At 53.8% G+C, this 21,932-nt stretch carries 21 protein-coding genes; 8 read left to right on the forward strand and 13 right to left on the reverse strand.

Annotation, left to right across the window (positions count from 1 at the left end):
- Positions 1–104: 104 nt before the first annotated feature.
- Together ACPGUT_RS11895 and ACPGUT_RS11900 are read left to right on the forward strand one after the other, a co-directional pair.
- Entirely contained in the window at positions 105–374 is a 270-nt protein-coding gene (locus tag ACPGUT_RS11895) for a DksA/TraR family C4-type zinc finger protein (protein ID WP_423991649.1), read from the forward strand.
- 520 nt (positions 375–894) lie between these two features.
- Positions 895–1,731, forward strand: coding sequence for an isoprenylcysteine carboxylmethyltransferase family protein (locus tag ACPGUT_RS11900; RefSeq protein ID WP_423991651.1), 837 nt, complete (start codon positions 895–897; stop codon positions 1,729–1,731).
- A 129-nt stretch (positions 1,732–1,860) separates the two neighbouring features.
- Here the strand turns inward: ACPGUT_RS11900 and ACPGUT_RS11905 are convergent, their stop codons facing one another.
- The 5 genes from ACPGUT_RS11905 to ACPGUT_RS11925 all read right to left on the reverse strand — a co-directional run bounded on the left by ACPGUT_RS11905 (position 1,861) and on the right by ACPGUT_RS11925 (position 6,534).
- Positions 1,861–3,696: a M3 family oligoendopeptidase gene (locus tag ACPGUT_RS11905; RefSeq protein WP_423991653.1), complete on the reverse strand. Its 1,836-nt coding sequence runs from the start codon at positions 3,694–3,696 to the stop codon at positions 1,861–1,863.
- A gap of 264 nt (positions 3,697–3,960) precedes the next feature.
- Positions 3,961–4,524, reverse strand: a complete 564-nt coding sequence (locus tag ACPGUT_RS11910; RefSeq protein ID WP_423991655.1) for a hypothetical protein — start codon at positions 4,522–4,524, stop codon at positions 3,961–3,963.
- A gap of 265 nt (positions 4,525–4,789) precedes the next feature.
- Positions 4,790–5,230, reverse strand: a complete 441-nt coding sequence (gene rpiB, locus ACPGUT_RS11915) for a ribose 5-phosphate isomerase B (protein ID WP_423991657.1) — start codon at positions 5,228–5,230, stop codon at positions 4,790–4,792.
- 57 nt (positions 5,231–5,287) lie between these two features.
- Positions 5,288–6,247, reverse strand: a complete 960-nt coding sequence (locus ACPGUT_RS11920) for an alpha/beta fold hydrolase (protein ID WP_423991659.1) — start codon at positions 6,245–6,247, stop codon at positions 5,288–5,290.
- Entirely contained in the window at positions 6,247–6,534 is a 288-nt protein-coding gene (locus ACPGUT_RS11925; protein ID WP_423991661.1) for an SCP2 sterol-binding domain-containing protein, read from the reverse strand. Before ACPGUT_RS11925 ends, ACPGUT_RS11920 begins: the two co-directional genes overlap by 1 nt.
- Positions 6,535–6,671: 137 nt before the next feature.
- Here ACPGUT_RS11925 and ACPGUT_RS11930 point away from each other — a divergent pair, with 137 nt between their 5' ends.
- From ACPGUT_RS11930 to ACPGUT_RS11950, 5 genes are all read left to right on the forward strand, one after another.
- Positions 6,672–7,229 carry a tetratricopeptide repeat protein gene (locus ACPGUT_RS11930; RefSeq protein WP_423991663.1) on the forward strand — a complete coding sequence of 186 codons (558 nt, stop codon included), beginning with the start codon at positions 6,672–6,674 and terminating at the stop codon, positions 7,227–7,229.
- An 18-nt stretch (positions 7,230–7,247) separates the two neighbouring features.
- Positions 7,248–10,031 carry a helicase-related protein gene (locus tag ACPGUT_RS11935; RefSeq protein ID WP_423991665.1) on the forward strand — a complete coding sequence of 928 codons (2,784 nt, stop codon included), beginning with the start codon at positions 7,248–7,250 and terminating at the stop codon, positions 10,029–10,031.
- Between the two features lie 6 nt (positions 10,032–10,037).
- Positions 10,038–10,457 carry an RNA-binding S4 domain-containing protein gene (locus ACPGUT_RS11940; RefSeq protein WP_423991667.1) on the forward strand — a complete coding sequence of 140 codons (420 nt, stop codon included), beginning with the start codon at positions 10,038–10,040 and terminating at the stop codon, positions 10,455–10,457.
- A gap of 55 nt (positions 10,458–10,512) precedes the next feature.
- Positions 10,513–10,851: a ferredoxin FdxA gene (fdxA, locus tag ACPGUT_RS11945; RefSeq protein WP_423991669.1), complete on the forward strand. Its 339-nt coding sequence runs from the start codon at positions 10,513–10,515 to the stop codon at positions 10,849–10,851.
- A gap of 328 nt (positions 10,852–11,179) precedes the next feature.
- On the forward strand, positions 11,180–11,695 hold the full coding sequence (locus tag ACPGUT_RS11950) for a CarD family transcriptional regulator (RefSeq protein ID WP_423991671.1): 516 nt from the start codon (positions 11,180–11,182) through the stop codon (positions 11,693–11,695).
- A gap of 145 nt (positions 11,696–11,840) precedes the next feature.
- Here the strand turns inward: ACPGUT_RS11950 and ACPGUT_RS11955 are convergent, their stop codons facing one another.
- The 8 genes from ACPGUT_RS11955 to ACPGUT_RS11990 all read right to left on the reverse strand — a co-directional run bounded on the left by ACPGUT_RS11955 (position 11,841) and on the right by ACPGUT_RS11990 (position 20,900).
- Positions 11,841–12,977 (reverse strand): Hint domain-containing protein, encoded by a 1,137-nt coding sequence (locus ACPGUT_RS11955; RefSeq protein ID WP_423991673.1) that lies wholly within the window; start codon positions 12,975–12,977, stop codon positions 11,841–11,843.
- A gap of 115 nt (positions 12,978–13,092) precedes the next feature.
- On the reverse strand, positions 13,093–14,445 hold the full coding sequence (locus ACPGUT_RS11960; protein WP_423991675.1) for an MmgE/PrpD family protein: 1,353 nt from the start codon (positions 14,443–14,445) through the stop codon (positions 13,093–13,095).
- A gap of 96 nt (positions 14,446–14,541) precedes the next feature.
- On the reverse strand, positions 14,542–15,414 hold the full coding sequence (gene mmsB / locus ACPGUT_RS11965) for a 3-hydroxyisobutyrate dehydrogenase (RefSeq protein WP_423991677.1): 873 nt from the start codon (positions 15,412–15,414) through the stop codon (positions 14,542–14,544).
- A complete protein-coding gene (locus ACPGUT_RS11970) occupies positions 15,411–16,457 on the reverse strand; it encodes an enoyl-CoA hydratase/isomerase family protein (RefSeq protein WP_423991679.1) in 1,047 nt (348 codons plus the stop codon). Before ACPGUT_RS11970 ends, mmsB begins: the two co-directional genes overlap by 4 nt.
- On the reverse strand, positions 16,450–16,803 hold the full coding sequence (locus tag ACPGUT_RS11975) for a hypothetical protein (RefSeq protein WP_423991681.1): 354 nt from the start codon (positions 16,801–16,803) through the stop codon (positions 16,450–16,452). The genes ACPGUT_RS11970 and ACPGUT_RS11975 overlap by 8 nt, the downstream gene beginning before the upstream one ends.
- Positions 16,804–16,806: 3 nt before the next feature.
- Positions 16,807–17,952, reverse strand: coding sequence for an acyl-CoA dehydrogenase family protein (locus tag ACPGUT_RS11980; RefSeq protein WP_423991683.1), 1,146 nt, complete (start codon positions 17,950–17,952; stop codon positions 16,807–16,809).
- Positions 17,953–18,067: 115 nt separating this feature from the next.
- Positions 18,068–19,201 carry a carboxylate-amine ligase gene (locus ACPGUT_RS11985; protein ID WP_423991685.1) on the reverse strand — a complete coding sequence of 378 codons (1,134 nt, stop codon included), beginning with the start codon at positions 19,199–19,201 and terminating at the stop codon, positions 18,068–18,070.
- Positions 19,202–19,400: 199 nt separating this feature from the next.
- Positions 19,401–20,900 carry a CoA-acylating methylmalonate-semialdehyde dehydrogenase gene (locus tag ACPGUT_RS11990; RefSeq protein ID WP_423991687.1) on the reverse strand — a complete coding sequence of 500 codons (1,500 nt, stop codon included), beginning with the start codon at positions 20,898–20,900 and terminating at the stop codon, positions 19,401–19,403.
- Positions 20,901–21,009: 109 nt separating this feature from the next.
- Between ACPGUT_RS11990 and ACPGUT_RS11995 the strand changes: the two genes are divergently transcribed.
- Positions 21,010–21,915: a LysR family transcriptional regulator gene (locus tag ACPGUT_RS11995; protein WP_423991689.1), complete on the forward strand. Its 906-nt coding sequence runs from the start codon at positions 21,010–21,012 to the stop codon at positions 21,913–21,915.
- The last annotated feature ends 17 nt before the right edge of the window (positions 21,916–21,932 follow it).

Raw genomic sequence — 21,932 nt, forward strand, 5'->3', positions numbered from 1 at the left:
ATTTATCACAGGGTAGGGGAATTCTCAGAACTGACAAGGGGCGTGCCCTTGATTGCCGCCTGTCGTTGCGTCAGGGTCATTCGTGACAGAAAGCGGAGGTGAACATGGCTGGTGGATGGGCAAAAGACGGCGCGGTCTCTGAGCAGATCGAGGCAAGCGTCAATGACGAACTCGCCCGCATGAAAGCCCGCCGCACACCACAGGGTGAAAGCCTGAAGTTCTGCGCCGACTGCGAAGAAGAAATCCCCGAGGCCCGACGCACAGCCGTGCCCGGCGTTAAGCTGTGCATCGAGTGCATGCAAGACCGCGACGCAAGTTTTCAAGCCCGTGGCGGGATTAATAGGCGTGGATCAAAAGACAGTCAGTTGAAGTAACATCATGGCGTTTGCTCTTTAGGTTAAATTATCTGCATTCGGCCATATTGTTGCCCCAAATTGACTGCAGGTCCGGAGCAGAGGTTGAAGTATGAATTCTGTCAAAAAAGAACTACCAGTTTCGGTGACCACTGAATGGATCAATCTGACGGGGGCTGCGGCATTGTTCGTTGCTATGGTCTGGTTGTCAGTCTATCCGGTGAGGTCCCCTGTGTTTGGAGCATTGGTTCTAATTTTTGCCTATGCAACTCCGGTTGCAATTCTGGAAGTTTTTATTGCAAAGTCACACATCCGGCAGAGTTCAGGCCTGGTTGGGCAAAGAATACATGGTTTTGATCTAAAACGAACTATGACGAAGTTTGTCGGCCTTTCTGCTACAATCACTGCTGTTTTCCTGTGTCATTTCGTGTTTCGCATCTATCCAATAGCCCACTTGTTTCCAGCTTTTTACGTGTTTGTTTTATTCCTACCTGCCTTATGTATATTGGCTGCTGTATACATTTTCTGGACTGACGCGCGGATGATCAGCCCCCGTGATGGATATTGGCAAGTCGGCGCATGGCTGACAGGTCAGTCGAAAGGTGCCGAAGTCGCGAATATGAACAGTTTTGCACTGGGCTGGGTCGTTAAAGGTTTCTTTCTGCCAATTATGTTTTATTATCTTGTTCTGAATGTCGCCGATATAGCACCGGTTCAGATATGGTTTTCTGGGGATTGGGTGCTAATTACACGTAGACTTGTCTTTCTATCGATCATCTTTGAGCTTGTTGTCGTCTGCACCGGTTACAGTCTGACATTGCGCCTGTTTGATTCACAGATCCGGACGGTTAATCCTTTGGTTTGGGGCTGGGTGGTGACTTTGGCTTGCTATGAGCCTTTTAATCATGTGACATTTGGACAGATCGCCAACCGATATGTCGGAGAACCATGGTATGAAATGATCCAGTCGTACCCGTCCGTGACGTTGCCTTGGTTATTGGGTTTGCTCGTCAGTTATGTTGTCTGGGTTTGGGCGACATGTTCTTTCGGGCTTAGATGGTCAAATTTGACCAATCGGGGAGTTGTGACGTGTGGACCCTACAAATATCTAAAACACCCGGATTACTTTTCCAAATCCATTTTCTTCTGGCTGACAGCAATGCCGTTTCTTGCTGATGCAACTTTGACTGAGAAAATCGTAGCGACTATCGCGCTTCTGACGGTGAATGGGTTGTATTATGCCCGGGCTCGGGCCGAGGAAGTACATATGTCCGAAGATCCGGATTATGTACGTTATGCGTTGGTGATGAATGAAAAAAGCCTGTTGCGCTTTTTGGGGAAAGCTTTCCCACCACTTTTGTATCGTTCACCAAAGTGAAGTTTCGGCATTGATTTCCATATGTGCTTAAAAAACAATTCTGGTAGAGAAACACTCGCATAAGCTGATGCTCAAAAGAACAAAATGCCCTGCAGACCAGACTGATCAGCAAGGCATTTTGACAATGGGCTATTCCATCGCTTCCAATTCATCGATCATGCTGGAAATCATTGACAGGCCTTTGTCCCAGAAGGCGGGGTCTGAGGCGTCTAGGCCGAAGGGGGCAAGCAGTTCTTTGTGGTGCTTGGACCCGCCAGCTTTAAGCATGTCGAAGTACTTCTCTTGGAAGTCCGCGTCACCTTCGGCGTAGACCGCGTAAAGTGCGTTCACGAGGCCATCACCGAACGCATAGGCGTAGACGTAGAAGGGCGAGTGCACGAAATGCGGGATGTAGGCCCAGAAGGTTTCATAGCCGGGCGCGAATTCAAACACCGGGCCAAGGCTTTGGGCTTGCACGGACATCCACAGGGCGTTGATGTCGTCTGGGGTCAATTCGCCTTCGGCGCGTGCGTCGTGCAGTTTGCATTCAAAGTCATAAAACGCGATTTGGCGCACGACGGTGTTGATCATATCTTCGACTTTGCCCGCCAGCATGATTTTGCGTTCCGCTTGGTCCTTGGCGCCGTCTAGCAATTTTTGGAAGGTCAGCATCTCGCCAAAGACGGATGCGGTTTCTGCCAAGGTCAAGGGCGTGGAGGACAGCATTTCGCCCTGATCCGCCGCCAGCACCTGGTGCACGCCGTGGCCCAATTCATGCGCCAAGGTCATGACATCACGGGGCTTTCCAAGATAGTTCAACATCACATAAGGATGCACATTGGTGACCGTGGGGTGGGCAAAGGCACCAGGGGCTTTGCCGGGTTTTACGGCGGCGTCAATCCAGCCCTTGTCATAAAACGGGGCTGCGATTTCCTTCATACGTGGGTCGAAATCGCCATAAGCCCCATCGACAATTGCGCGGGCTTCGTCCCAGGTAACCAAACGTTCACTTTCCATCGGAAGCGGCGCGTTGCGGTCCCAGGTTTGCATGGTCTCAAGGCCCAACCATTTGGCTTTCAAGGCATAATAACGGTGCGACAGCTTGGGATAGGCGGCGACAACCGCGTTGCGCAGGGCCTCGACCACCTCAGGTTCCACGTGGTTTGACAGGTGACGTCCGGCTTGCGGGGATGGCATTTTGCGCCAACGATCTTCGACCTCTTTGTCTTTGGACAAAGTGTTGTGAACGCGGGCAAAGAGGCGCACGTTTTCGCCAAACACCCGCGCCAATTCATGTGATGCGGCTTCGCGTTTGCTGCGGTCCTGATCGGTCAGGAAGTTCAGCGTCGCCTCAAGGTTCAACTCTTCGCCATCCATGTTGAACATCAGGCCCGCGATGGTTTCATCAAACAGCGTGTTCCAGGCGGCGGCACCGACTGAGGACTGATCATGCAGATATTGTTCCAGCTCGTCAGACAGCTGATGCGGTTTCATCGCGCGCATACGGTCAAACACGGGTTTGTAGCGGGCAAGATCGGCATTTTCTGTCAGCAGGTCGGCGAGGTGGGCCTCGTCCAAGCGGTTGAACTCAAGTGAGAAAAACACAAGATGGCCGGTATAGTCGGTCAGGGTTTCCTGGCAGTTCTGCATGAACTGCGCGCGCCCCGCATCCATGGTGTTTTGGTAATAGCGTAGGCCCGCATAGGACATGATGCGCCCGGCTTTTTGGTTGATTTCTTCTTGCAGTTCAATGCAGGCCAACATGTCCGCAGCACTTAAACCATCCAGCTTGCCCGCGTAATCGGTGGCGAATTTCGCGCAGTTGGTTTCAAGCCAAGCCATGTCGGATTCGAGTTCTGGCGCGTCTTCGCCTGTGTAAAGGTCGTCCAGGTTCCATTCCGGCAGGTTGCCAAGCGCATCCCCCCCGGTTTCACTTGCCGCGTCGCGGTTGATTTCGGGGGCGGCGAATGGAAGGGAAAACTGCATTGAGACCTCTCAGAAAATGGTTCCTACTGAGATAGGCGGGCAGGGGCGCAGAGACAAGGGAAAAGCCTGTGAATTTGTGGATACAGCTGGTGTGGGGCGTCGGAAGCTTTGACCGGATAGCTCAGGTTGTTGAACCGTAATTGACAGGCAGCGTCATGCAAGGCCGCCCCAAATGTCCGACCTGCAGGCGCAAATCTTTATGACTGTTCACGCCAAGGTCGGATACACGGACAAAGTCGACTTTCATATCGGAATATCTAATGGCTACTTCCAACCGTCAAAGGGATGAGAAGTCAAATTTTGGCCCTGCGTGTCCAAATCATATTGGCTAACGCGTTCAATCGCCCAAGAGAATACATGGCCTTGACCCAGCATTTCGCCTGTTTGAGGATCATTGCATATGCCTCCTAGTTCTTCAGTCAAAATGGCTGCGGATATAAAGGAAAGCCGTGCTTCAAACCTGTTGTTGGGTTTGAATGAAATTAAGACTTGTGACTTGAAGCCTTCCCAAAGCTCTAGGTCCAGACCTTCCGCCCTAAGTTGCTCCCGCCTCGTCTCTACCTCGTCGTTTTTTAGGTTGAAGTAACTTTCAAAATCAAAATTAAGGACAGACATATCAAAACCCGACATATATTCTTGACGTGCAGAGAATAGCCGAGGTCGGGGAGTGGTTATTTTGATAGGCCAGAAGCCAAACCAACCAATCTCAAATTTAACACTTGGGTGGAATTCATATTCTATACGGTCGTATGCGTTCAGACGTTTAGTCCATTGGTCCACTAGGTCAGCGTTCAGTTTGGGTGCAAAAATGCTAAGATCATAGCTCATTGGGATATCTTAACCCACGGGCGCCGGGCAAACAACCGTCAGTGGTGTTGTTCGATCGCGAAAGCAGTCATTGGTGACGGGCGCAGCATCGGCGAGTCTATGCTATCTTGAGACTTTCGCTGCAGGGCGGGCGAAGGGGTGTTTTTCGCTCTGGCAGTTTATCGCGGCAATGTCGCGACAGACGATTTTAGGTTCTCGGATGGGATATAGCTGGCGGGAGCCTGAAATGAACTGCCCCGCGTGTGACGGCGGGGCATGTTTATATTTATGCTTCGATCATGTCGACGCGGGTGGCGTGGCGGCCGCCTTCGAAATCGGTGGTCAGGAAGGCCTCGACGATCTCAAGGGCCAGGCCTTCGCCAATCACGCGCGCACCCATGGACAGCATTTGCGCGTTGTTATGGGCGCGGATCATGCGGGCGGAAAATGTGTCGGAACAGACGCCACAGCGGATGCCGGGCACTTTGTTGGCGGACATCATAATGCCTTGGCCGGTGCCACAGATCAGGATGCCAAGATCGCAGTCGCCAGATGCAACACGTTTCGCGGCTTCCTGGCCATGCAGTGGGTAATGGGTGCTTTCAGAGGTTTGCGGGCCGATATCAACGGCCTCATATCCTAGGGTTTCAACATAGGCGACAATGGTTTTGCGCAGTTCGATATCGGCGTGGTCACTGGAAAGGACAACACGTTTGCGATCAGTCATGGGGCAGGTCCGTTGGTTGAGGCATGGCAGATGTGATTCACCCTGCCAGTTAACAGATCACGGGTGCGCCGTAAAATGATCTGCGCAGGTATCGAAAACAAACGTGCGGATTTCAAGGACTTCCATCATGACCTCGTGTTCCGCATCGTCGATCAGATGCAGTGTTGCGTTGGGCCAGCTGTTCATACGCTGGTGAACAGCTTCCACATCAACGATACGTTCATTTTTGCCTAGAAATGTAATGATGGGTAAATCCGGGGCCTTGCGTTGCAGGAGATCCGCACAGGCCTGCAGCGAGGTGCCAACCCATTTGATGCTGGGTCCGCCAAGGCCAAACTGGGGTTCGGCGTGGATATGGCTTTGCATATGCTGCCACATGTCCGGGTCGCGGGTTAGCATATTGTCATCAAATTCTGCATCCAGCACATAAGATGCGCTGTTGGTGCTGGGCGCATAGCGTCGCGTGCAGCCAAGCATGCGGGCCAGTCTGTAGATGAAACCCGCAAAAAATTTGGTGATTTTGCTGAGACGAATGCCCCACATCGGGGCAGAAAATGCGGCTGTCCGAACGTCCAGCCCGGCATGCAAAGCCTGCATTCCAATTGCGCCCCCCATGGAATGGCCGATGAGATACCAAGGTTTTGGCAGGTCCTGCTGTTCAGCCCAGGCCATAACCGCATCCACGTCTTTTTGGTAATCTGTAAATGCACCGACATGACCCATCATCGGATCCTCAAGGAGTCTATCCGCAAGCCCCTGTCCACGCCAATCAATCGCAATCATTTCAAAGCCGCGGGCGGCAAAATCTGCCGCCGCACGACCGTATTTTTCGATATATTCGGTCCGGCCCGGAAACATCAGGACCGTTCCGTTTACATCTGCCTTTTCAGGGCCTACCTGCCGCGGCAGAGGCCAGTGACCAACCCGGATACGTACCCCATCGGAACAATGCAGCCAGGCCGCATATCCCCCGTCGGGACCGTCCGCAAGATCATTGTGAAAAGGCGCGTCTGACATCAGCCGAGAACCGATGCCAGTTTCATAGCCATGCCCATGTCACCATCAACAGACAGTTTGCCTGTCATGAATGCGGTGGTCGGGTTTTGGTCGCCTTCCAGGATCGCCTGAAAAACGTCGGCATCGGCAGCCAGTGTCACGTCTGCATCATCGTCGCCAGCACGGACACCGTCAGAATCAATGATGATTGAACCTTCGCCGTTCAGGGTGAACTTTGCGCAGCCGTCAAAGCCGCCGGTCATCTTTTCGCTCAGCGCTGCAACTGCAGCAGTGATAATGTCGCTCATGACATTCCTCCGGTTTGTGATCCGGCAGCTCTCGCTTTTTGCCGGGGGTCTGATAGAATGCTTACGTTATGGTCAATTTCTTAGCACACCTCAAAGCTTTCCTTACGGCATGTCCCGTAATAATTGCGTTAATGGGCATGAATTCGCTCTTTTATTTGCAGTTTGCAACGCCAGCCAGCGCACAGGACGGTGGCGGACAGATGGGGGTGACCGCCCGCGGGGCGGGAATCGATGACCTGCTTGCATTGCTGGCGACCCCTGATCTTGCTGCTTGGGAGGATGTAGAGGCAAAAATCCGCGTAGAATGGGCACGATCCGGATCCCACAGCGTTGATCTTTTGTTGAAGCGCGCGCTGGAGGCACTTGAGGCCGGAGAAGGGCAGGCCGCCCTTGAACATGCCACCGCAATGACGGATCACGCGCCTGATTTTGCGGAAGGTTGGAACACTTTGGCCAAGGCCTATTTTCAAGCCGGATATTACGGACCTGCCCTAGATGCGCTGCAGCGGACGATTGCCCTGAATGCGGATCACTATGAAGCGTTCGCGGGGCTTGGCACCATTCTGGGTGATCTTGGGGATGAAGACGCGGCATTGCAGGCCTTTCGGGCCTCTGCTGCTATACATCCACATCAGCCTCATATATCTGCAACCATTAACGAGCTTGAGGCCCGCACGGGCGGCGAGAAGATCTGATAACGCCGGGTGAGGGTGATGCAGGGACAGATAACAGCGGTTCTCGGGCCGACGAATACGGGTAAAACCCATTACGCTATTGAACGGATGCTGGCGCGCAACTCTGGTGTGATCGGTCTGCCGTTGCGCCTGTTGGCCCGTGAAGTTTACGACAAAATCGTTGCGATCCGTGGACCGTCTGTTGTGGCTTTGATCACCGGTGAGGAACGTATTGTACCGCCGCGTGCGAAATACTGGGTCTGCACGGTGGAAGCGATGCCCTTGTCCATCGGCGCTGATTTTGTGGCGATTGACGAAATCCAGCTGTGCGGTGATCCGGAACGGGGCCATATTTTCACCGATCGTCTGCTGAATGCACGCGGTACACATGAAACCTTGTTTCTGGGCGCAACCACGATGCGTGATGTGATCCGAGATCTGGTGCCTGATGCGTATTTCATGACCCGTGATCGTCTGTCTGAACTTGTTTATGCGGGTTCAAAGAAAATCAGTCGAATGCCCGGGCGATCTGCAATTGTCAGCTTTTCGGTGGAAAATCTCTATGGGATGGCTGAACTGATCAAGCGCCAAAAAGGCGGTGCAGCGGTTGTGATGGGCGCGCTTTCACCACGCACGCGCAATGCCCAGGTTGAGATGTATCAGAATGGGGACGTCGATTACCTGGTGGCAACTGACGCGATTGGTATGGGGCTGAACCTGGATATCAATCATGTGGCATTTTCATCTACGGCCAAATTTGATGGCCGTCGCATGCGTGAATTGTTTCCCCATGAAATGGGCCAGATTGCTGGACGTGCCGGTCGGCATATGAACCATGGCAGCTTTGGGGTGACGGGCGAGGCCCCGTTGTTGGATGACGGTCTGGCTGATGCGATCTGTAACCACCGGTTTGCCCCGTTGAAACGTCTGGAATGGCGCAATTCAAAGCTGGAATTCGGTACAACAGATCGCTTGATTAAGTCACTGGAACAACAACCCGATGATCCGCGATTGATGCGGGCCAGGGCGGCGGATGATCTGATTGCTTTGCAGACGTTGTCACAGGATGATCTGGTGAATGCGCGGGTGAACACGCCGTCTGATGTGCGTCTGTTATGGGATGTCTGCTGTATTCCTGATTTTCGCGGGATTTCACCCGGGGAACATGCCAATCTTTTGATGACGGTTTTCAACCATCTGAAAGAAGGTCCGCTGCCCGAGGACTGGCTGTTGCGACAGATAAAACGGCTGGATCAGACCGAAGGGGATATCGATGCCCTGTCCAAAAGATTGTCATTTATCCGGACCTGGACCTATGTGTCTCAGCGGAAAAACTGGACAAAAGACGAAAATCATTGGCGTGCGGCGACGCGCGCTGTAGAAGATCGCCTGTCAGACGCGCTTCATGACGCGCTGACCCAACGATTTGTTGATCGCCGCACATCTGTTTTGATGCGGCGATTGAAGCAGAAGGAGAGCCTGGTGGCTGACGTGAACGACAAAGGTGAAGTGACGGTTGAGGGGCAATTTGCCGGCCGTCTTGAAGGGTTCCGCTTTACCCTGGATAAATCCGCAGAAGGGGATGAGGCGAAAACGCTGAAAACCGCTGCATATCAAGCGCTTGCGCCTGAGTTCTCACTCAGATCTGACCGGTTTTATAACGCGCCGGATACAGAAATGGACTTCACCGAACAGGGTGGTCTGATGTGGGGTGAATACGCTGTGGGCAAGTTGGTGAAGGGCGATGACCCCCTGAAACCACGCGTTCAAGCCTTTGTTGATGACGAGGCTGGGACAGATGTTTCTGAGAAAGTGACACGCCGCCTGCAGCACTTTATCGACCGCAAAATTGCGAATCTCTTTGAGCCAATGTTGGCCATGTCCCGTGATGAAACCCTGACTGGCATCGCCCGGGGCTTTGCATTTCGTCTGCTGGAAGCGCAGGGCATCGTGCCACGCGACCAGGTTGCGATGGAAGTTAAAGATCTGGATCAAGACGCCCGTGGCCTGCTGCGCAAACATGGTGTGCGCTTTGGTCAGTTCACGATCTTTATGCCGCTTTTGCTGAAGCCAGCACCGACACGCTTGCGCCTTGTGCTTTGGGCGCTGTCTGAGGGACATGACGAATTTGCAGAAAGCCCGCCCCCGGGTCTTGTGACAATCCCGTCCGTCAAAGATGTTGCTGCCGGATACCACAATATCTGTGGCTATCGTCAGGCAGGCGAGCGTGCGATCCGTATCGACATGCTGGAACGTCTGGCTGATATGCTGCGCAATGAAGATTCACGTGGTGGTTTCGAAGCATCTGCAGATATGCTGTCGATCTCTGGTATGACGCTGGTTCAGTTCTCGGATCTGATGCGTGGCCTTGGCTATAAAGCCGAAGAAGGTGAACGCGTTAAGGTGAAAGCAACAGCTGCTGCGCCAGTTAAGGACGCAGAAGAAACAGCGACCGAAGAGGCACCTGTTGAAGCGAAAGCCGAAGAAACCTCTGCAGAAGAACCTGCGGCGGAAGATGCGGCTGTAGCGGAAGCCCCTGCCGAAGAAGCAGCGCCAGAAATGGAAACCTTCTTTACCTTTACATGGGCACGTCAACAGCGCCAAAACAACCGTCAGGGTGGCAATAACCGCCGCGCTGAAGGTGGTGCAGGGCGCAAGCCGGGCGGCAAAGGCAAACCTGGTGGCAAGCCGGGTCGCAAAGGCGGCAATGACCGTGGTGATCAGAAGCCTAAGTCATGGGGTGCCAAGCCTGCGCGCAAGGAAAAACCGATTGATCCTGACAATCCCTTCGCCGCTGCGCTGATGGGTCTGAAAGACAAGTGATCAGATATGTCTGATCCGAAAAACACCCCCGGTGCGGAGACTGCTTCGCTCCGGGTGGATAAGTGGCTGTGGCATGCGCGGTTTTTCAAAACGCGGACGCTTGCCGCCAAGCAGGTCTCTGAAGGCAAGATCCGCATCAATTCCACCAAAATCAGCAAACCTGCCCGCACAATCAGCCCGGGCGACATCCTGACATTCCCAAAAGATGATCACGTTCGGGTGATCAAAGTGGTGGCGATCGGCATCCGGCGGGGGCCAGCACCAGAAGCACAGGCCTTATACGAGGATCTTGACCCGCCTCAACCCCGGGAAAAGCGTGTTGATCAGAATAATTTCCCGCCCATGCCGAAATATGAGGGAAAAGGACGTCCCACCAAGAAAGATCGTCGCAATTTGCCTCTTTCCGGTGCCTCCCTGCTTGATTGATGCCTTTGAGTGGCTTAATTGGGGCAGAGCAACGTAGAATTTCCGGACTTTAGCTATGACCTATATCGTCACCGACAACTGCATTGGATGCAAATACACCGACTGTGTCGAAGTCTGTCCGGTGGACTGCTTCTATGAAGGTGAAAACTTTCTCGCCATTCACCCGGATGAATGTATCGATTGCGGGGTGTGTGAACCGGAATGTCCGGCAGATGCGATCCGCCCGGATACCGAACCTGACATGGAAAAATGGGTTGAACTGAACCGCAAATACGCGGAACTTTGGCCTGTGATCATCACCAAGAAAGACCAGCTGCCAGAAGCCGAAGAAAATGACGGCAAGACCGGAAAACTGGATACGATCTTTTCAGAAGCGCCTGGCGAAGGCGGCTGAAGCCCGATTCGAAAATCATGTGATTAATGGTGGGGGAAGGGCCGGTTTTTAAGGCCTGAAACCCCTTATTTACCGGGGTGTACCTGCCCTGGTAGAGGCCCGCCTTTTAACAGATGCATTTTTCTGATATATTAGGTGCACAAACACACGCACGCACACAGGCATCAGGTTCCGGGTTTCGCACCCTGACACGTCTTTTTGCACAAAATAAATTAACCCGCGGGGGAGGTTTCTGCCCCGTTGGAATTTTTGTCGCAGAAGAATGATCTGAACGCTTCTCGCTGCATTGTAACGCAACGACACGCCACGACGAAGAAAGCCAGAACATATGAGCAAAGCAAAGAAACACGAATTCCGCCCCGATGATTTTGTCGTTTACCCCTCTCACGGTGTTGGGAAGGTTATTTCGATCGAGGAGCAGGAAATCGCAGGCATCGAGCTTGAGCTCTTTGTGATTTCGTTCGAGAAAGACAAAATGACACTGCGCGTTCCAACCCACAAAGCCACCGAAGTTGGCATGCGTGGCCTGTCATCCCCAGCGATGATTGATCAGGCGATGGGGACACTGAAGGGCAAGGCCCGTGTAAAGCGCGCCATGTGGTCCCGCCGGGCGCAGGAATATGAACAGAAGATTAATTCTGGTGATCTGATTGCGATCGCTGAAGTCGTCCGTGACCTGCACCGCACCGATGACCAACGTGAGCAAAGCTATTCTGAGCGTCAGCTGTACGAAGCTGCCTTGGAACGCCTGACCCGTGAAGTAGCGGCTGTTGGTGGTGGTGATGAAGGCAATGCGCAGCGTCAGATTGGCGATGTGCTGTCTTCACGTGCCTCTGCAGCATAAGCAGATCTGAATACGTTTTAGAAAGCCGTGGCCTTGTGCCACGGCTTTCTTGTTTGCCGCAGCTGGTTCTGAATGTGAAACTGAAACGCCGATCAGTCTTCTGTTGTGCATAGGTTCAACTAGATTGTCAGCCAGATGCGCATACCTACAAATGTGCCTGAACGGAGCTATTGGAACAGAGCTGCGTAACCGGAAGGGACCCGGCCAGCTGGGACCGTGTTTCAGCCCCCCGGCATAAAGGTTTGTTGTTTTTCGCGGACCGCATCAGTAATTTTTCGCTTTGCTTACGGCTGAGGCGGTGATGTGGAGTTTTTCCACGCTCTCTCCAGATCATTGGGTATTTGCGGCGAAGTTCTTTGATGCGCGGTTCGGGCAAAGTGCGCAGAACCTGTGGTGATAAAAGCAGGCTTTCTGCGCCAATGCCATGCACATCAAGCGCAACATGATGATCAAGAAGGAAATGTACCCAGGTGATTTCTTTGCGTTCGACCTGCCGATGAATACCGTTGAAATCACACAGGAATTTTGCGGAAATCATGGGGGTATCTATCCCACATATATTTCGTGCTACATCCGATTTCAGAAATATCCCATGATTTGCCGACACCACCAGGTCCCGGAAGGGAAGCCCACGTCCAAGCGCGCCCGCAGGGATACAGCAGGGAATGTGATTGGGGGTGTCGAGAAATTCTGCGGTGCCAAGTGTTCTGTGGGTCCGCATGCGCACAGGCCAGTATTCCCCATGAATATCACGAAGCGTATGCGCCTCTGTGACCTTGCCGGCTGGTACAAGGCCTTTGTTCGTCTGCATTAGGGTTTCACTGGCGAAACAAACGGCAAGGTCGCTGTTCAACGGCGTCGTGCCGCCCGCAGTGTTGAATTCAGATGTGACGGTTAAAACTGTCCCGTTCGGTGGAACATTATTCCCCACCCAGACCAATGAATCAGCCTGTTGATTGGCTGTATTGGGGGAGAAATTGAAACTGATGGCTGTATAACTGTTTCCTGACCCATCAGTGAAGTTGATCCCAAATGAAGGCGAAACGATCTGGCCCGTTGTGTAATTTGTACCGTCCCATGTGACGGGGGCAGCTAGGGTCTGATTGGTGTTCGCTTCACTAAAGAAGTTATCCGGATCATTCACCTGAACCACGGATGTTGTACCGCCACCAAACCAGGTTACTGTACTGCCGGTGTTGAGGTTTGATCTGTAGGTGTTGTCTTCGCTGGGCATAAAGCTGATGTTATCAGCGCCGTAAATACGGGTTGAATAACTCGCCATTCTGTCCAGACCCTTTTAACACCGCATTTACTAACACAGGGCAGTATTGGCCTGTTAACCTTTTGGACGCAATACATTTTCAGAGATCGTCTTGTGGGTTAACGGATTTTTCAAGTCAAACTGTGGAGAGACAGGCTGTGCAGAGCTGTGAGAACTCTGCAGAGGTAAGGGTGTCAAACCCGGATGTCAGTGTTTCAATCTTGTCTGCGCGGGGTTTGCCCACAACAGGGTCTGCAAAAAGATGGAACTTTTCACTGATCTCTTGATCAGACAGAGGCATATCTGTGTCGCCGCGTGGGGTGCGTGGATCGGCGGTGATCACGCGACCATCAGATAGCGTCATGGAAACCTCGGCCCAGCGTTTGCCAACACTGATTTTTGTATAATGCGGATCATCAATCAGTGTGGTAGCCTGTGAAATGCGCTGAATATCCGGATCCTGCAGGGTTTCATTTGTCAGTTCCGGTACGCCAATCTGTCTCCGTACAATCATGGTGGCGACAGGGAAAGCGATGCCATAGGCAAATTCATCAAGCGTTGCAGGGGCATGACCTGCCAGGCGGGTCGCGTTATGGAAGGTCTTGATGTCCACAGAGGCAACCTGGGAATGATGCAGATTATGGTCCCGCATGAGGTCTGCAACCGCATCCACAGAGGGGTGGGCCCAGCGACAGCAAGGGTAGGGTTTGTAATGGGTGTCTTCGACCAGGCGCCAGGCCGTGCCAAGATCTTCCCAGAAAGGCGCTTCGTCCTCACCTTCGCAAGTCAGGGCAGGCGCGCCGGTAAACCCGGCTTGGGCAAGATATGCGGCCGTCACACCGGTCGGCGCCCCCCAGCCTACACCATCACGTAACATGGTTGGGAAATCAATGCAGCGCATCATCTGGCTACGTGGCCCGTGGTATTCGGCGATACCTGCAGCGTGCCGGATTTGTTCCTTGCTGAGGCCCAGCATGCGGGCTACGCCAACAGCCACACCCACTGCTGTCCAGGCACCGGAGGTGTGATAATCGGCGCAGGTCGCGTGTTGGGCAAGGCCTGCGCGATAGCTGACTTCATAGGATAGGGCGAGAAGCATAGCAAAGGTCTTGCCATCCACGGGACGTCCAAGGCTGGCTTCAGCATCAGCCACCGCCATGAGCGCCGGAAAAATGGCGCTGCCCGCGTGTCCTTTACAAGGGGACGTACCGTCATGGGCGTCCACGGAATCAACGGTGAAGGCATTGGCCATGGCGGCCCCAGCGGGTGACAATTCTGTGCCCCGCATCATGACGCGCGCGCGGCCGGTGTGCGTGACGCCGAACATGGCGCAGGCCCCCTTATAGGCGGCTTCGGACATTTCTGTGGTGGATCCGATCGCCGCGACGCCCATGGTGTCGGTGAAGCTGCGCCGCAGGACTTGTAAGACCGCCTCGGGCAGGTCGTCATAGGTCAGATTCGTGGCGAAATCGGCAAAAGAAAGGGTCACGGCGGGCCTCATATATGGAGCGTTAACCCATAGTGAGGCGCAATGCCGTGACCCGTAAAGACCATTTGCGACGTTATTTATGTCGCAAATAAAGTGTTAGCTGCGGCCGCGTTTTTCAAACCGGGGCAACATGGCAGAAAAATCGCGGCCCAGACCATCTTCATCCTCAACAAAGGTTGAATAGAGTTCCGTTGCGCGTTCGCCCATGGGGGTGTCCGCATCAGCGGATACGGCGGCTTGTTGTGACAGGCGCAGGTCTTTCAGCATCAGTTCCGCGGCAAAACCAGGTTTGTAGTCATTGTCAGCCGGGCTTTGTGGGCCAACACCTGGGGCCGGGCAATAGGCGTTCATCGTCCAAGAATAGCCCGAAGAGGTAGAGACAACGTCAAACATTTTCTGACGATCCAGACCAAGTTTATCCGCCAGAGCGAAAGCTTCGCAGGTGCCCGCCATCGTGATGCCAAGGATCATATTGTTGCAGATCTTGGCGGCTTGACCCGCGCCTGCTTCGCCACAGTGAACGGCTTTTTGTCCCATAATATCAAATAATTCCGCAACCTTCTTAAAGGCAGTGTCATCACCGCCGGCCATGAAGGTCAGCGTGCCTGCATCCGCGCCACCAATGCCACCGGAAACCGGCGCGTCTACGGCCATAAGGCCTGCGGCTTTGGCATTGTCCGCGACATCGCGCGCACTTTCAACATCCACGGTGGAACAGTCGCATAGGACGGCCCCAGCAGGCATCGCAGGGATGATCTCAGACGCAACAGATTTCAGGATTGCGCCGTTGGGCAACATGGTCACAACCACATCGGCACCCGTCGCAACAGCGGCTGCGCTGTCAGCTTTTGCAACGCCTTCGGGGCAGGGCGCGGCAAGGTCAAAACCAGTGACTTCATGTCCGGCAGAGGCCAGGTTGCGGGCCATGTGATGGCCCATATTGCCGAGACCGATAAATCCGATTTTCATGGCTCTTCTCCTTTAAATACGACTTTGATACCGGGAACCGGCATCAGCATTTTTGTAACATCCACCGGCGATAAATCTTCGACCGAAGCATGTTTCCAGCTTGGGTTCCGGTCCTTGTCGATGATCTGGGCGCGGATACCTTCGATAAAGTCACCGTCACTGGCGGCCCGATGGGTGAAGCGGTATTCCTGCTGCAGGGCAGCGCGGATGCCCTTTGCACCGCGTGCACGATGTACAAGCTCCACGGTCGCAGACACCGCAAGTGGGGAATTTCGGCGCAAGGTTTTTAAGGTTTTCTGTGCAAATTCTCCGTCGTCACCTTGAAGGTTGCGTAGAATATCAAGCGCGGTTTCACCTGTGAAATGGCGGTTAATGGTGGTTTCATGCGCCATTAAGCTGCCTTCAGGGGCCGTCTGTGCGGCGCCATCCACCGTGGCAACATCACCTGTTTCACAGAGCTTTGTAATCAGATCCGGCCAAGTTTCCTGTGGGATGTAATAATCTGCAAAACCTGCGTGGATCGCATCCGCAGCACCCAGTTGTACACCAGACATGCCGATGTATTCCCCGAGGCGTCCGGGGGCGCGGGCAAGGATCAGAGTGCCGCCGACATCCGGGATCAAACCAATGCCACATTCTGGCATGGCGATGCGTGAACTGTCACAAACCACACGGTGAGAGCCGTGACAGCCAATGCCAACGCCCCCCCCCATAGTGAACCCTTGAAGCAGGCTAACCACGGGTTTGGGAAATTCGAACATCTTGGCATTCATACGATATTCATCGCGCCAGAACGTGCGGCCATATTCATAGTCACCGGCTTTGGCCGTGTCATACATTTCCTGGATGTCCCCGCCAGCACAGAAGGCGCGTTCGCCCTCTGCATCCAGCAGTATCAGTTTCACCGCATCATCATCGCGCCAAGCGTCAAGGGCTTTTTCAACCTCAAGCGCCATTTGATAACCCAATGCATTCAGTGCTTTGGGGCGCGTTAGCGTGATCCGTCCGACATGGCCTTCTCGGCGGATGTGGATGTCAGTCATGTGTCAGCCTCATCAGGGTTTCCTTGAGTTCGTTTTCTTTGTCTTGAGCCATTTTACCCCGCCGAAACATCAGGCCCATACATATAAAAGCCCAGCGGAAGTACCAAGGGGTGACCAAAATCATGAGCACTACTCCGGCAAGCACATTCAGGATTGCCCCTGGAATGGCGAACCAAAGGTTCTCTGCCCCAAGCGGCAGGGATACCAGAACAAGAATGGGCAGTGCTGGAATGACCCAAATTGCAAGTGTTGCAAATACAAATATCGCGAAAAACGGCACCTTCCGGGCGGTTTGGATCGCCCAGTATTCATGCCGTCGAAACGCGATGATTGTGTATTGCCACATATATTAACCGCGTTCCGCCAGCAGGTTGCGCGCCACGATCATGCGCATGATTTCATTGGTGCCTTCCAGGATTTCATGCACCCGCAGATCGCGCACCAGTTTCTCAATGCCGTAATCCGCCAGATAGCCATATCCGCCGTGCAACTGCAGGCATCCGTTGGCAACTTGGGACCCGGTTTCGGTCACGAAACGCTTCGCCATGGCGCAGAATTTTGTGGCGTCGGGCGCACCTTGGTCGAGCTTCCAAGCGGCTTGGCGCAGGAAGGTGCGGGCGGCCTGAAGTTCGATTTCCATGTCTGCGAGACGGAACTGCAGGGCCTGGAATTGATCGATGGATTTTCCAAAAGCTTGGCGTTCGCCCATATATTCCAAGGTTTTCGTAAGCGCGGTTTGCGCAGCCCCCAAGGAACAGGACGAGATATTCAACCGCCCGCCATCAAGCCCAGCCATGGCGTAGGAAAAGCCGCGACCTTCTTCGCCCACAAGGTTTGTGGTGGGGATTTTGCAATCGTCAAACTGCACCTGGCGGGTTTCCTGTGCGTGCCAGCCCATCTTTTTCTCAAGCCCACCAAAGCTTAGGCCACCGGTGCCATTGTCTACCACAACGGTCGAAATACCCTTTGGCCCATCGCCGCCGGTGCGACACATGACGACATAGGCGTCGGCGTAACCTGCGCCGGAAATGAAGGCCTTGGAGCCGTTCAAAACATATTCATTGCCGACCAGTTCCGCGCGGGTTTTCAACGCGGCGGCGTCTGATCCTGATCCCGGTTCCGTCAGCGCATAGGCAAAGAATTTTTCCATGTTCACAGCCGGTTTCAACCATGTATCGACCACGTGCTGATTGGCGAATTTATCCAACATCGCGGCGCACATATTGTGGATCGACAGCCAAGCGGCGACAGCTGGGCAGGCGGAAGACAGGGCTTCAAACACCAAGGTCGCATCAAGGCGTGTCAGGCCGGAGCCGCCATTCTTTTCAGACACATACAACCCGCCAAACCCAAGTTCCGCCATCTTGCCCCAGAGTTCCTTTGGCACGGTGCCCGCAGCTTCCCATTCGGCTGCGAAGGGCGCGATATGCTCATCGGCAAATCCCTTGGCCATATCGTAAATCAGGGTCTGTTCTTCGGTAAGCGCGAAATCCATGGTTTCCTCCCGGCGGCATCGATCAATCTAACTGAACACGCGTTTAATTAACGATTGTTACAGGAGTTTTGCAATGCCGCCAGGCCGAAAAACCTGACGTCACTTTTTGATGTTTTTACAAGCCATCATGGAAGGCTTCGGTCAGCCAGGCGACCACATCGCGCAGGGCTTCATCCTTGGGTTTTCCAGCCTTGATGGAGGCGTTGTACACATCGCGTTGACGATCAGATGCGGTGCCATGTTTGATAAAATCACGGGCATTCTCAACGTCTTGCAAGGCGCCCAATGTGTCGGCGTCCTCATAGACCAGTTCAATCATTTCATTAAGAAGCGTTTTGAAATCAATGATTTGCCCCGCGCCAAAGTCGATCAGCCCCTCAGATACGCCATAGCGTTGCGCGCGCCAGCGGTTCTCAGAAATCAGAAAATTATCATACATGCGCCAACGTTGATTGCTGCGCGCAAGACGCCAGAGCATCCGCGTCAGACATTGGGTGAGGGCAGCAAGGGAAAGCGTGCCGTTGATCGAAGGGGACACGTCACAAATGCGGCTTTCGATTGTGGGGTATTTTGCACTTGGGCGCAGATCCCACCAAATTTTTGAGCTGTCCTCAATCACGCCGGTGTCAATCAAGGTTTCAACAGAACGTTCATATTCGCCCCAGCTGGCCAATTGTGGTGGCAGACCCGTGCGCGGCAGGTTGTCAAAGACGGTCAAACGATAGGAATTCATGCCCGTATCACGCCCCTGCCAAAAGGGGGAAGACCCGGACATGGCCAGTAAATGCGGCAGGAAATAGGTCAGCTGATTGACCAGATCAATCCGTTGATTTGGCGCAGGAATGCCCACATGTACGTGCATGCCCGAGATCAACATGCGGTACCCAACCCCCGCCAGATCACGCTTGAGAACCTGGTAACGTTCACGATCTGTGTGGGTCTGATCTTTCCAGTCAGAAAACGGATGACAAGAGGCCGCGATCGGGGCGAGGTTATAGTCGCTTGCGACACGGGCCACACAGCTGCGCAGACGCTTCAAGTCTTCGCGTGCATCCGGGGTAGACGCGCAAACCTTCGTGCCGATCTCAATCTGACAAGCGAGGAATTCGGGGCTGGCTTGACCATCAAGTTCCGATACACAGCGCGCCATGAAGTCATCCGGGGCAGGGGCAAGCGCAAGGCTGTCCTTGTCCACCAGAAGATATTCTTCCTCAACGCCGATTGTGAAATCCGGTTCCTGATACGCCATATATTTACCCCCTACTATTTTCCTGAGTTCAGCATGAGAGACATTGAAGTGCAAGGGGGCCAGCCCCCATCCCTGCGGGATTCCCCCGGAGTATTTCGGGCAAGATGAAAAGCGAAACGCGCCCGTCAGGGAGCAGTGAGCGCATGAAAAAGGGCGGCGCATTGCTGCACCGCCCGATTTATCTGTTCAAAGATGGAGGTTAGTCCATCGCTTTGAAGTTGAACTCGCCGCCTTCTTTGATGCCTGATGGCCAGCGTGAGGTCACGGTTTTCGTGCGTGTGTAGAACTTGAAGCTGTCTGGGCCGTGCTGGTTCAAATCGCCAAACATGGATTTTTTCCAGCCGCCAAAGGTGTGGTACGCCAGCGGCACAGGGATTGGCACGTTGATGCCGACCATGCCGATGTTGATGCGGTGCGCAAAGTCACGCGCGGTGTCGCCATCACGTGTGTAGATCGCGGTGCCGTTGCCATATTCGTGATCCATGGCGTAACCGATGGCTTCTTCATAGGTTGCTGCACGCACAACAGATAGAACAGGGCCAAAGATTTCCTGGGTGTAGATGTCCATGTCGGTGGTCACATTGTCAAACAGATGTGGACCAACGAAGAAGCCGTTTTCATAACCTTGCAGTTTGAAATCACGGTTATCAACAACCAGCTTCGCGCCTTGCTCAACGCCGCTTTCGATCAGGCCGAGGATGCGCTGTTTTGCTTCTGCGGTGACAACAGGGCCGTAATCCACATCGTTGCCGTCGGTGTAAGGCGCAACGCGCAGTTTTTCCACGCGTGGAACCAGGGCGTCGATCAGCTTGTTTGCGGTTTCTTCGCCAACAGGAACAGCAACAGAGATCGCCATGCAGCGTTCGCCAGCCGCGCCAAAACCAGCACCGATCAGCGCGTCAGCAGCTTGTTCGATGTCCGCATCAGGCATGATGATCATGTGGTTTTTCGCCCCACCGAAACACTGCGCGCGTTTGCCGTTGGCCGTTGCACGGGAATAGATGTATTGCGCGATCGGGGTGGAGCCAACAAAGGACACGCCCATGATGGTTTCGTTGTCCAGCAGCGCGTCAACAGCTTCTTTGTCGCCGTTTACAACTTGGAAACAACCCGCAGGCAGGCCTGCTTCGACAAACAGTTCCGCCAGCATCATAGGAACGGATGGGTCGCGCTCGGATGGTTTGAGAACCACGGCGTTGCCACAAGCCAAAGCCGGGCCAACGTGCCACAGAGGCATCATCGCAGGGAAGTTGAACGGCATGATGGATGCCACAACACCCAGGGGCTGACGCATGGAATACATGTCAATGCCAGGGCCCGCTGCGTCGGTGTAATCACCTTTCAGCATTTCAGGCGCACCGATGCAATATTCGATCACTTCGAGACCACGTTGCAGATCACCTTTGGCGTCTGGGATGGTTTTGCCGTGCTCGCGGGACAGGGCTTCTGCCAATTTGTCCATGTCGCGGTTCATCAGGCCAACCATTGCCATCATAACGCGTGCGCGTTTTTGTGGGTTGGTGTTGCCCCAGGCAACCTGTGCCTCGGCGGCCTTGGCAACGACATCGTTAACCTCAGCTGCGGATGCAACTGCCAGTTTCGCCTGAACTTCGCCGGTGGCTGGGTTGAACACGTCGCTGGTGCGGCCGGTGGTGCCCGCAACTTCTGCGCCGTTGATGAAATGTCCGATGTTTTGCATCAAAACTCTCCCTTTAAGGTTTTCACGTTGGCGGCAGGTTACACTTGCAATTTTACCCGGAAAAGCCGTAATTTCACAAAGAGGTTTTGCAAAAATGCAAGGGTGACGCATGAATTGGGATGACACGCGGGTATTCTTGGCCGTGGCACGGGAAGAAAGCATTTCGCGTGCGGGCAAAGGGTTAAAGATGGATCCGGCGACCGTGGCGCGGCGGATTTCACGTCTGGAAGAGGCCCTTGGCGCGCCTTTGTTTCTGAAATCCCCCCAGGGCTATGCATTAACAGATGAAGGTGAACGCCTGCTGGCCCATGCGACGCGCGCGGAACAGGCTTTGCATCTGGGCGAGGAAGAATTGCGCGGGCAGTCTGGTCTGTTGACCGGGACCATTCGCCTTGGCGCGCCGGATGGGTCTGCGAACTATTTGTTGCCCCAGGTCTGTGCGAAAATCTGTGATGAAAATCCTGGGCTGGAGGTCGAGATCGTGGCCCTGCCGAGGGTGTTCAACCTGTCCAAGCGCGAAGCGGACATGGCCGTGACGGTTTCGCCGCCCGATACGGGACGACTGCTTGTGCAGAAACTGTCAGATTATCATTTGCATTTGGCCGCGGCGGAAACCTATCTGGCGCATCATGGTGAAATAACGCAGTTATCAGATCTGAAACAACATCGATTGATCGGTTACATTCCAGATATGATCTTTGATAAAGAACTGGATTACCTGTCGGATATGCAGGCCGAAAAAGTGCATCTGTCTTCCAATTCTTTTTCGGTTCAGTTCAATTTCATGCGTCAGGGGGCGGGGATCGCTGTTGTGCATGACTTTGCTATTCCTGCCTCTGATGTGCCGATCCGGCGTATTCTGATGGATCAACTTTCCCTTACCCGCAGCTTTTATTTGGTGCGTCACGCGGATGAGCGCCGGGTGGAACGGCTGAACCGATTTTCAGCGGCTTTGGCGCGTGAAATTCGTCGTGAAGTTGCTCGTCTAGAAGGGCTTTGTGAACCGCAGGCTTGACAGACAGTAGGGCCAGA

This window comes from Halocynthiibacter sp. (assembly GCF_049608145.1).
Lineage (GTDB): Bacteria > Pseudomonadota > Alphaproteobacteria > Rhodobacterales > Rhodobacteraceae > Halocynthiibacter.

Bases quoted from the DNA above. Each gene is read 5' to 3' on its own strand.
- ACPGUT_RS11895 (WP_423991649.1), top strand. From the start codon at position 105: ATGGCTGGTGGATGGGCAAAAGACGGCGCGGTCTCTGAGCAGATCGAG.
- ACPGUT_RS11900 (WP_423991651.1), top strand. From the start codon at position 895: ATGATCAGCCCCCGTGATGGATATTGGCAAGTCGGCGCATGGCTGACA.
- ACPGUT_RS11905 (WP_423991653.1), bottom strand. From the start codon at position 3,696: ATGCAGTTTTCCCTTCCATTCGCCGCCCCCGAAATCAACCGCGACGCG.
- ACPGUT_RS11910 (WP_423991655.1), bottom strand. From the start codon at position 4,524: ATGAGCTATGATCTTAGCATTTTTGCACCCAAACTGAACGCTGACCTA.
- rpiB (WP_423991657.1), bottom strand. From the start codon at position 5,230: ATGACTGATCGCAAACGTGTTGTCCTTTCCAGTGACCACGCCGATATC.
- ACPGUT_RS11920 (WP_423991659.1), bottom strand. From the start codon at position 6,247: ATGTCAGACGCGCCTTTTCACAATGATCTTGCGGACGGTCCCGACGGG.
- ACPGUT_RS11925 (WP_423991661.1), bottom strand. From the start codon at position 6,534: ATGAGCGACATTATCACTGCTGCAGTTGCAGCGCTGAGCGAAAAGATG.
- ACPGUT_RS11930 (WP_423991663.1), top strand. From the start codon at position 6,672: ATGAATTCGCTCTTTTATTTGCAGTTTGCAACGCCAGCCAGCGCACAG.
- ACPGUT_RS11935 (WP_423991665.1), top strand. From the start codon at position 7,248: ATGCAGGGACAGATAACAGCGGTTCTCGGGCCGACGAATACGGGTAAA.
- ACPGUT_RS11940 (WP_423991667.1), top strand. From the start codon at position 10,038: ATGTCTGATCCGAAAAACACCCCCGGTGCGGAGACTGCTTCGCTCCGG.
- fdxA (WP_423991669.1), top strand. From the start codon at position 10,513: ATGACCTATATCGTCACCGACAACTGCATTGGATGCAAATACACCGAC.
- ACPGUT_RS11950 (WP_423991671.1), top strand. From the start codon at position 11,180: ATGAGCAAAGCAAAGAAACACGAATTCCGCCCCGATGATTTTGTCGTT.
- ACPGUT_RS11955 (WP_423991673.1), bottom strand. From the start codon at position 12,977: ATGGCGAGTTATTCAACCCGTATTTACGGCGCTGATAACATCAGCTTT.
- mmsB (WP_423991677.1), bottom strand. From the start codon at position 15,414: ATGAAAATCGGATTTATCGGTCTCGGCAATATGGGCCATCACATGGCC.
- ACPGUT_RS11970 (WP_423991679.1), bottom strand. From the start codon at position 16,457: ATGACTGACATCCACATCCGCCGAGAAGGCCATGTCGGACGGATCACG.
- ACPGUT_RS11975 (WP_423991681.1), bottom strand. From the start codon at position 16,803: ATGTGGCAATACACAATCATCGCGTTTCGACGGCATGAATACTGGGCG.
- ACPGUT_RS11980 (WP_423991683.1), bottom strand. From the start codon at position 17,952: ATGGATTTCGCGCTTACCGAAGAACAGACCCTGATTTACGATATGGCC.
- ACPGUT_RS11985 (WP_423991685.1), bottom strand. From the start codon at position 19,201: ATGGCGTATCAGGAACCGGATTTCACAATCGGCGTTGAGGAAGAATAT.
- ACPGUT_RS11990 (WP_423991687.1), bottom strand. From the start codon at position 20,900: ATGCAAAACATCGGACATTTCATCAACGGCGCAGAAGTTGCGGGCACC.
- ACPGUT_RS11995 (WP_423991689.1), top strand. From the start codon at position 21,010: ATGAATTGGGATGACACGCGGGTATTCTTGGCCGTGGCACGGGAAGAA.